This is a genomic window from Pseudomonas sp. HD6422 (assembly GCF_025377065.1).
GTDB lineage: Bacteria > Pseudomonadota > Gammaproteobacteria > Pseudomonadales > Pseudomonadaceae > Aquipseudomonas > Aquipseudomonas putida_U.
This window is the reverse complement of record NZ_JAHWIW010000012.1, coordinates 142,083-150,952: the sequence shown is the minus strand read 5'-3', so window position 1 is coordinate 150,952 and position 8,870 is coordinate 142,083. Positions and strand designations below refer to the sequence as shown.

Below are 8,870 nucleotides of genomic sequence, written 5' to 3'. Positions count from 1 at the left end.
GGAGTTTTTCGTTCCGACTGCGTTGGAAGTGGTGCGCATTATAAGGGGATTCGAAACGGCGTCAACACCTATTTTCATGAATTTGAAACATTAATGAAGGGGCTGCTGCGCGGCCCTGGGTGATAGCAATCACAATACCCCAGCACCCCGCAGCCGCCGCACCGTTTCTGCATCCAACCCCAACACCTCGGCCAACACCACTTCGGTATGCTCCCCCAACAAAGGCGGCGCCTGGCGATACTCCACCGGTGTTTCGGACAGTCGAATCGGGCTGGCCACTTGCGGCACGCTGCCGGCCAACGCATGCGGCATGCTCACTGCCAGCCCTCGGGCCAGTACCTGCGGATCCTGGAACACCTGCGCCAGATCGTTGATCGGCCCACAGGGAACACCTGCCGCCTCCAACTGGCTGACCCACTCCGCCGTGGTCTTGAATACAGTCGCCTGGCGGATCAAGGGAATCAATTCGGCGCGATTGGCCACCCGCTGCTTGTTACTGGCGAATCGCGGGTCGTCTGCCCACTGCGGCTGACCGGCCACCTCGGCGAACTTGCGGAATTGTCCATCGTTGCCCACGGTAAGGATGAAATCACCATCGGCAGTAGGGAAGTCCTGATAAGGCACGATGTTCGGATGCGCATTACCCAGCCTCCTCGGCGGACTGCCTGTGGTCAGATAATTCATCGCCTGGTTGGCCAGGCAAGCCACCTGCACATCCAGTAGTGCCATATCTATATGCTGGCCGGTCCCGGTCTGGTCGCGGTGGGCGAGGGCGGCCAAGATCGCCACGGTCGAGTACAACCCGGTAAGTATGTCGGTCAGTGCCACACCTACCTTGACCGGCCCGGCACCTTCCTCCCCATCGGGACGGCCAGTCAGGCTCATCAGCCCGCCCAGCCCCTGGATCATGAAGTCGTACCCTGCGCGCTTGGCATATGGCCCGGTCTGACCGAAACCGGTGACCGAACAATATATAAGCCGCGGATTCACCGCCTTGAGACTCAGGTAGTCCAGCCCATAGGCCGCCAGCCCGCCGACCTTGAAGTTCTCGATGACGATGTCCGACTTCGCCGCCAATTCGCGCACCAGGCGCTGGCCTTCAGGCTGGGTGAAATCGATGGTCACCGAGCGCTTGTTGCGATTGGCCGACAGATAGTAAGCCGCCTCGCCGGTGCTTTCACCCTGGGCATCCTTGAGGAAAGGTGGCCCCCACGCGCGAGTATCGTCCCCGCTGCCTGGACGCTCGACCTTGATCACATCAGCCCCCAGGTCCGCCAGGATCTGGCCGGACCAAGGGCCGGCCAGCACCCGCGAAAGATCCAGCACCCGCAGATGGGAAAGCGCGCCCATGGGCTGGCTCCTTATCAATAGAAAGCTTGGATGCCGGTTTGCGCGCGGCCGAGGATCAGCGCATGCACGTCATGGGTGCCTTCATAGGTGTTGACCACCTCCAGGTTGACCAGGTGACGCGCCACGCCAAACTCGTCGGAGATACCATTGCCACCCAGCATGTCGCGGGCCAGACGGGCGACATCCAGAGCCTTGCCGCATGAATTGCGCTTCATGATCGAAGTGATTTCCACCGCGGCAGTACCTTCGTCCTTCATCCGACCAAGGCGCAGGCAACCCTGCAACGCCAGGGTAATCTCGGTCTGCATATCGGCAAGCTTCTTCTGGATAAGTTGATTCGCCGCCAGCGGTCGACCGAACTGCTGTCGATCCAGGGTGTATTGCCGCGCGGTATGCCAGCACGCCTCGGCAGCACCCAAAGCCCCCCAGGAGATCCCATAGCGGGCAGAGTTCAGGCAGGTGAACGGACCACGCAGACCACGCACGTCCGGGAAGATGTTCTCTTCTGGCACGAAGACGTTATCCATCACGATTTCACCGGTGATCGAGGCACGCAGCCCGACCTTGCCATGGATAGCCGGCGCGCTCAGGCCCTGCCAGCCTTTCTCCAGCACGAAGCCGCGGATATCGCCCGCGTCGTCCTTGGCCCAGACCACGAACACATCGGCGATCGGGCTGTTGGTGATCCACATCTTGCTGCCGGTCAGACGGTAGCCGCCATCGACCTTGCGCGCACGGGTGACCATCGAACCCGGATCGGAGCCATGGTTGGGCTCGGTAAGGCCGAAACAGCCGATCCATTCGCCGGACGCCAGCTTTGGCAGGTACTTCTGTTTCTGCGCTTCGCTGCCGAACTCGTTGATCGGCACCATGACCAGCGAGGATTGCACACTCATCATCGAACGGTAGCCCGAGTCGATGCGCTCGACCTCACGAGCGATCAGGCCATAGCAGACATAGTTCAGGCCACTGCCACCATACTGCTCCGGGATGGTCGCCCCCAGCAGACCGACTTCGCCCATCTCGCGAAAGATCGCCGGATCGGTCTGCTCGTGCCGGAAGGCTTCCAACACACGAGGCGCCAGCTTGTCCTGGGCGAACTGGTAAGCACTGTCACGCACCATGCGCTCTTCTTCAGTGAGCTGCTGATCCAGCAGCAGCGGGTCGATCCAGTTGAAGCTTGCCTTACCAGCCATGAGCGATGTCCTCGAAGTAGGGAGCAGGTCTTGTTTCCTTGATCCTAGGCCCGATCCTGCGCCTGGACAAACGAGGATTGCGCACGCTTTAGTGATAATTTCTCACTCCGGAACACGAAAAAACCGGTTATTCGATCTGTGACAAGTGAGGTTGACGTACATGCGCCGAAAGATCCCCAGCACCGCTGCCCTGGTCTGCTTCGAAGCCGCGGCGCGCCACGAGAGCTTCACCAAGGCAGCGCAGGAACTGGCGCTGACCCAGGGCGCCGTGTGTCGGCAGATCGGCAGCCTGGAAAGCTTTCTCAACGTCGACCTGTTTCGTCGCTCGCGGCGCGGCGTGAAATTGACCGAGGCCGGACTGTCCTATAGCCGCCAAGTAGCGGCCCAGCTCGATGCGGTGGAGCGAGACACGCTCTCGGTGATGCGCCAGCAGGGCGCCAACGTGATCGAACTGGCCGTGGTTCCCACATTCGGCACCCAATGGCTGCTGCCCCGCCTGAAAGATTTTCAGCAACGCCACCCGGAAGTCACGGTGAACCTGACCAACCGCACCCGGCCATTCCTGTTCGCCGACACCACCTTCGACGCCGCCATCTACTTCGGCGACGGCGACTGGTCCGGCACCCAGTCCCAGCGCCTGATGGGCGAGAACCCGCTGCCGGTGTGCAGCCCAGCCTTGCTGAACGGGGAGGGCATGCTCGATGCCCGGCGCATCGCCAGCATGCCGCTGCTGCAACAGACCACGCGTCCTTATGCGTGGCGGCAGTGGTTCCACAGCGTGGGCATGAGCATCGAGGGCGACATGACAGGGCCGCGCTATGAACTGTTCTCCATGCTCGCCCAGGCCGCCATGCACGAGATGGGTATCGCGCTGATACCGCCATTCCTGATCCAGCGCGAGCTGGAGGAGGGCAGGCTGGTGGTCGCAAACAGGCACGCTCTGATCAGTGACAAGGCTTACTATCTGATGATTCCGGAGCGCAAGGTCGAGTCCGCTTCGTTGCGTGCCTTTCGCGATTGGCTGGCCGACCAGGCCAGGCAGTACCTGGCTTCGAGCAGCAACAGTGAAAGCACCCTATCTTTGTAGTCAATTATTTTGAACACCTACAGATGTAAGGTTTTGTCGCATATCTGCAAACTGTTCGGGTTTAACGATAAACCTGAAAAACCCCTGTAAATACGCGGCTTACAGGCAAATTAGCGACATCCGCGAGCCCATCTGCGCAATTACTACAAAAAACTTCGAAAAATACCTTAATCTCCCAAAAGCCCGAGCTTGAAGGCCTGCAAACCTATTGTTGCGACATACGGTCACAGGGTGACTTGTAGTTTTGACTTGGTTTCGCTCCATAACCTGTTGAAGGCCCGTGGGTTCGTCTGCAAAATGCTCGGCCCGCCCAGGATTCGGCGGGCCGGCGCCCAATCGCCACCCCGTGCGCCATACGCAGTGCATGGGTTTCTACAAAGACAAAAGGTCACCGCAGGAGACAAAGTCGTGCACATTGGTGTTCCTCTCGAGACGCAGACCGGTGAGACAAGGGTTGCCGCAACCCCCGAAACCATCAAGAAACTGATTGGTCAGGGCCATCAGGTCACCGTCCAACGGGGCGCAGGCCTGAACGCCAGCATTCCGGACAGTGCCTATGAAGCCGTGGGAGCCTCCCTTGGCAGCGCAGCCGATGCCTACGGCGCGCAACTGGTGCTGAAGGTGGTCGCCCCCAGCGATCAGGAGCTGGCCCAGATCAATAGTGGCAGTGTGTTGGTCGGCATGCTCAACCCGTTCAACAACGAATTGATCGCCAAGATGGCCGAGCGCGGCATCACTGCCTTCGCCCTTGAGGCCGCACCCCGTACTTCCCGGGCCCAGAGCCTCGACGTGTTGTCGTCCCAGGCCAACATCGCCGGGTACAAGGCCGTATTGCTCGCCGCACATCACTATCCACGCTTCATGCCCATGCTGATGACCGCCGCCGGCACCGTGAAGGCCGCCCGTGTGCTGATCCTCGGTGCAGGCGTTGCCGGCCTGCAGGCGATCGCTACGGCCAAGCGGCTGGGCGCAGTAATCGAAGCATCGGATGTGCGCCCCGCGGTGAAGGAGCAGATCGAATCGCTTGGTGCCAAATTCATCGACGTGCCATACGAGACCGACGAAGAACGCGAGTGCGCCGAAGGCGTGGGCGGTTACGCCAGGCCGATGCCGGCGAGCTGGATGCAACGCCAAGCCCAGGCCGTGCACGAGCGCGCCAAGCAGGCCGACATCGTCATCACCACAGCTCTGATCCCTGGCCGCAAGGCGCCGACTCTGCTCAGCGCCGAGACCGTAGCGCAGATGAAACCCGGCTCGGTGGTCATCGACCTGGCCGCCGCCCAGGGCGGCAACTGTCCGTTGACCGTCGCCGATCAGGTGGTCCAGCACAACGGCGTGACCATCGTCGGTCCGACCAATCTGCCCGCCCAGGTCGGTGCCGATGCCTCGGCGCTGTATGCGCGCAACCTGCTGGACTTCATGAAGCTGCTGTTCGACAAGGACAGCGCATTGGTGATCAACCTCGAAGACGACATCGTCGCCGCGTGCCTGATGTGCCGCGACGGCCAGGTCGTGCGCAAGAACGGCTAAGGAGCACGACAATGGAAGACATGCTGATTTCTCACGGAATCTACAACCTGATCATCTTCGTGCTGGCGATCTATGTGGGTTACCACGTGGTATGGAATGTCACCCCGGCCCTGCACACGCCGCTGATGGCGGTCACCAATGCCATCTCGGCCATCGTCATCGTCGGCGCCATGCTCGCCGCAGCCCTGACCGTGACCCCGGCCGGCAAGCTGATGGGCACCCTGGCTGTCGCCCTGGCGGCGGTCAATGTATTCGGTGGCTTCCTGGTCACCCGCCGCATGCTGGAAATGTTCAAGAAGAAAACCAAGAACGAGGCGCAGAAGTAAGCATGAGCATGAATCTGGTAACGCTTCTCTACCTCGTCGCTTCGGTGTGCTTCATCCAGGCGCTCAAAGGCCTGTCGCACCCGACTACCTCGCGACGCGGCAACCTGTTCGGCATGATCGGCATGGGGATCGCGATCCTCACCACGGTCGGCCTTATCTATAAGCTCGGCTCCGAACTTGCAACGGCCGGCATCGGCTACGTCATCGTCGGCCTGCTGGTCGGCGGCAGCGCCGGTTCGATCATGGCCAAGCGCGTCGAGATGACCAAGATGCCCGAGCTGGTCGCTTTCATGCACAGCATGATCGGTCTGGCCGCAGTGTTCATCGCCATCGCCGCCGTTCTCGAGCCGCAGTCGATGGGCATCGTCGCCGCCATCAGCGACCCCATTCCCACCGGCAACCGCCTGGAGCTGTTCCTCGGCGCGGCGATCGGTGCAATTACCTTCTCCGGTTCGGTGATCGCCTTTGGCAAGCTGTCGGGCAAGTACAAGTTCCGTCTGTTCCAGGGCGCACCGGTACAGTTCGCCGGCCAGCACAAGCTGAACCTGATCCTGGGTCTGGCCACCATCGCCCTGGGCCTGCTGTTCACCTTCACCGGCCACTACAGCGCATTCACCCTGATGCTGGCCCTGGCCTTCGTCATGGGTGTACTGATCATCATCCCGATCGGTGGCGCCGACATGCCGGTGGTGGTGTCGATGCTCAACAGCTACTCGGGCTGGGCGGCGGCCGGTATCGGCTTCTCGCTGAACAACTCGATGCTGATCATCGCGGGTTCGCTGGTAGGCTCGAGCGGTGCGATTCTCTCGTACATCATGTGCAAGGCGATGAACCGCTCGTTCTTCAACGTCATCCTCGGCGGCTTCGGCGGCGATACCGACAGCGGTGCCGCGCAAGGCTCGAAGGAGCAACGCCCGGTGAAGTCTGGCTCGGCCGACGACGCCACCTTCCTGCTGAGCAACGCCGACAGCGTGATCATCGTCCCCGGTTACGGCCTGGCAGTAGCCCGCGCCCAGCATGCGCTCAAGGAACTGACCGAGAAGCTGACCCACAATGGCGTGACCGTGAAGTATGCGATCCACCCGGTGGCGGGCCGCATGCCCGGACACATGAACGTGCTGCTGGCCGAGGCCGAAGTGCCTTACGACCAGGTGTTCGAGATGGAAGACATCAACGCCGAGTTCGGGCAGGCCGACGTAGTGCTGGTACTGGGCGCCAACGACGTGGTCAACCCGGCGGCGAAGAACGATCCCAAGTCGCCGATCGCGGGCATGCCGATCCTCGAAGCGTTCAAGGCCAAGACCATCATCGTCAACAAGCGCTCGATGGCCAGCGGTTACGCAGGTCTGGACAACGAACTGTTCTACCTGGACAAGACCATGATGGTGTTCGGCGATGCGAAGAAGGTCATCGAGGACATGGTTAAAGCCGTAGACTGATCCGCAGGTAGACACCTCACGCTATAAATGAAGCCCCGCTCATAATTGAACGGGGCTTTCTCCATTGCTTCAGATCAAAGGCCTTTGTCATAGGCCTTTCATACGACCATGGTCGTGGGACGGCGACGGGTTAAATCTCTAGACTGCGCTGCAGTAGCTTCAGTAGCCCGAGATAACAATCCATGTACCGTGATCGTATCCGCTTGTCCTCCCTGCACAGCAAGGTTATGAGTGCGGCTGACGCCGCTGGCCTGATCGAGGACGGCATGACCGTCGGCATGAGCGGTTTCACCCGTGCCGGTGAAGCCAAGGCCGTGCCACATGCGCTGGCCGAACGCGCCAAGCAGTCACCACTGAAAATCAGCCTGATGACCGGCGCAAGCCTGGGCAACGACCTGGACAAGCAATTGACCGAGGCCGGCGTCCTGGCTCGCCGCATGCCATTCCAGGTCGACAGCACCCTGCGCAAGGCCATCAACGACGGCAAGGTGATGTTCATCGACCAGCACCTCTCGGAAACCGTCGAGCAGCTGCGCAACAAGCAGCTCAAACTGCCCGACATCGCGGTCATCGAAGCTGTGGCCATCACCGAGCAAGGCCACATCGTGCCGACCACCTCCGTAGGCAACTCGGCCAGCTTCGCCATTTTCGCCAAGCAAGTGATCGTCGAGATCAACCTGTCGCACAACGCCAACCTCGAAGGCCTGCACGACATCTATATCCCGACCTACCGCCCGACCCGCACCCCGATCCCGCTGGTCAAGGTCGACGACCGCATTGGCAGCACCGCCATCCCGATCGATCCGGCCAAGATCGTCGGCATCGTCATCAGCGAGCAACCGGACTCTCCCTCCACCGTGCTGCCGCCCGATGACGAAACCCAGGGCATCGCCAACCACCTGATCGAGTTCCTCAAGGGCGAAGTGGCGGCCGGGCGCATGAGCAACGAGCTCGGTCCGCTGCAGGCTGGCATCGGCAGCATCGCCAACGCGGTGATGTGTGGTCTGATCGAGTCGCCTTTCGAAAACCTGACCATGTACTCCGAGGTGTTGCAGGACTCGACCTTCGACCTGATCGATGCCGGCAAGCTGCGCTTCGCTTCGGGCAGCTCGATCACCCTGTCGACTCGTCGCAACGCCGATGTGTTCGGCAACCTCGAACGCTACAAGGACAAGCTGGTGCTGCGTCCACAGGAAATCTCCAACCACCCTGAGGTGGTACGGCGCCTGGGCATCATCGGTATCAACACCGCACTGGAATTCGACATCTACGGCAACGTCAACTCCACCCACGTCTGCGGCACCAAGATGATGAACGGCATCGGCGGATCCGGCGACTTCGCCCGCAACGCCCATTTGGCGGTATTCGTCACCAAATCGATCGCCAAAGGTGGCGCGATTTCCAGCGTGGTGCCGATGGTCAGCCACGTCGACCATACCGAGCATGACGTCGACATCCTCGTCACCGAGCAGGGCCTGGCCGACCTGCGAGGCCTGGCACCCCGTGAGCGCGCTCGAGCGATCATCGATAACTGCGTGCACCCGGACTACCGCGCAGCGCTCAACGACTACTTCGAGCGTGCCTGCCAGCGTGGCGGCCATACCCCGCACATCCTGCGCGAGGCATTGAGCTGGCACGAGAACCTGGAAGAAACCGGGCGTATGATCGCCGTCTGACCCCAGGTTGCACCGGAACAGCTGCAATGGCTGTTCCGGCCTTATCGCCAGTCCAGATTGAAACACCCTTCGCAGCCATCACGCCAATTTCAAAAAACTGTACTACTGTACTGCAATCAACCGTCGCCACGGCTTCCCACCTACCTAACAAAAACCTAAAACGCACCATTTAGGGGCAGACCGGTACAGTTTCGCCAGTTTAGAGTGCAACAGTTGCTTAAAACAGTTAACTGGGCCATCGCATTGCTGTTGAACTGTATCTACTG

The 8,870-nt window shown here is 60.8% G+C and carries 7 protein-coding genes; 5 read left to right on the top strand and 2 right to left on the bottom strand.

Annotated features, from left to right (window positions below):
* Positions 1-129: 129 nt before the first annotated feature.
* Together KY379_RS11385 and KY379_RS11380 are read right to left on the bottom strand one after the other, a co-directional pair.
* Positions 130-1,350: a CaiB/BaiF CoA transferase family protein gene (locus tag KY379_RS11385; RefSeq protein ID WP_196171486.1), complete on the bottom strand. Its 1,221-nt coding sequence runs from the start codon at positions 1,348-1,350 to the stop codon at positions 130-132.
* A 14-nt stretch (positions 1,351-1,364) separates the two neighbouring features.
* Positions 1,365-2,546, bottom strand: a complete 1,182-nt coding sequence (locus KY379_RS11380; RefSeq protein ID WP_133325882.1) for an acyl-CoA dehydrogenase — start codon at positions 2,544-2,546, stop codon at positions 1,365-1,367.
* A gap of 160 nt (positions 2,547-2,706) precedes the next feature.
* Between KY379_RS11380 and KY379_RS11375 the strand changes: the two genes are divergently transcribed.
* The 5 genes from KY379_RS11375 to KY379_RS11355 all read left to right on the top strand — a co-directional run bounded on the left by KY379_RS11375 (position 2,707) and on the right by KY379_RS11355 (position 8,604).
* A complete protein-coding gene (locus KY379_RS11375; RefSeq protein WP_261239941.1) occupies positions 2,707-3,633 on the top strand; it encodes a LysR family transcriptional regulator in 927 nt (308 codons plus the stop codon).
* Positions 3,634-4,041: 408 nt separating this feature from the next.
* Entirely contained in the window at positions 4,042-5,163 is a 1,122-nt protein-coding gene (locus tag KY379_RS11370; protein ID WP_133325878.1) for a Re/Si-specific NAD(P)(+) transhydrogenase subunit alpha, read from the top strand.
* Positions 5,164-5,174: 11 nt separating this feature from the next.
* Positions 5,175-5,489, top strand: coding sequence for an NAD(P) transhydrogenase subunit alpha (locus KY379_RS11365; RefSeq protein ID WP_003256966.1), 315 nt, complete (start codon positions 5,175-5,177; stop codon positions 5,487-5,489).
* A 2-nt stretch (positions 5,490-5,491) separates the two neighbouring features.
* Entirely contained in the window at positions 5,492-6,928 is a 1,437-nt protein-coding gene (locus KY379_RS11360; protein ID WP_133325876.1) for an NAD(P)(+) transhydrogenase (Re/Si-specific) subunit beta, read from the top strand.
* A gap of 182 nt (positions 6,929-7,110) precedes the next feature.
* Entirely contained in the window at positions 7,111-8,604 is a 1,494-nt protein-coding gene (locus tag KY379_RS11355; protein WP_133325874.1) for an acetyl-CoA hydrolase/transferase family protein, read from the top strand.
* Positions 8,605-8,870 lie beyond the last annotated feature (266 nt).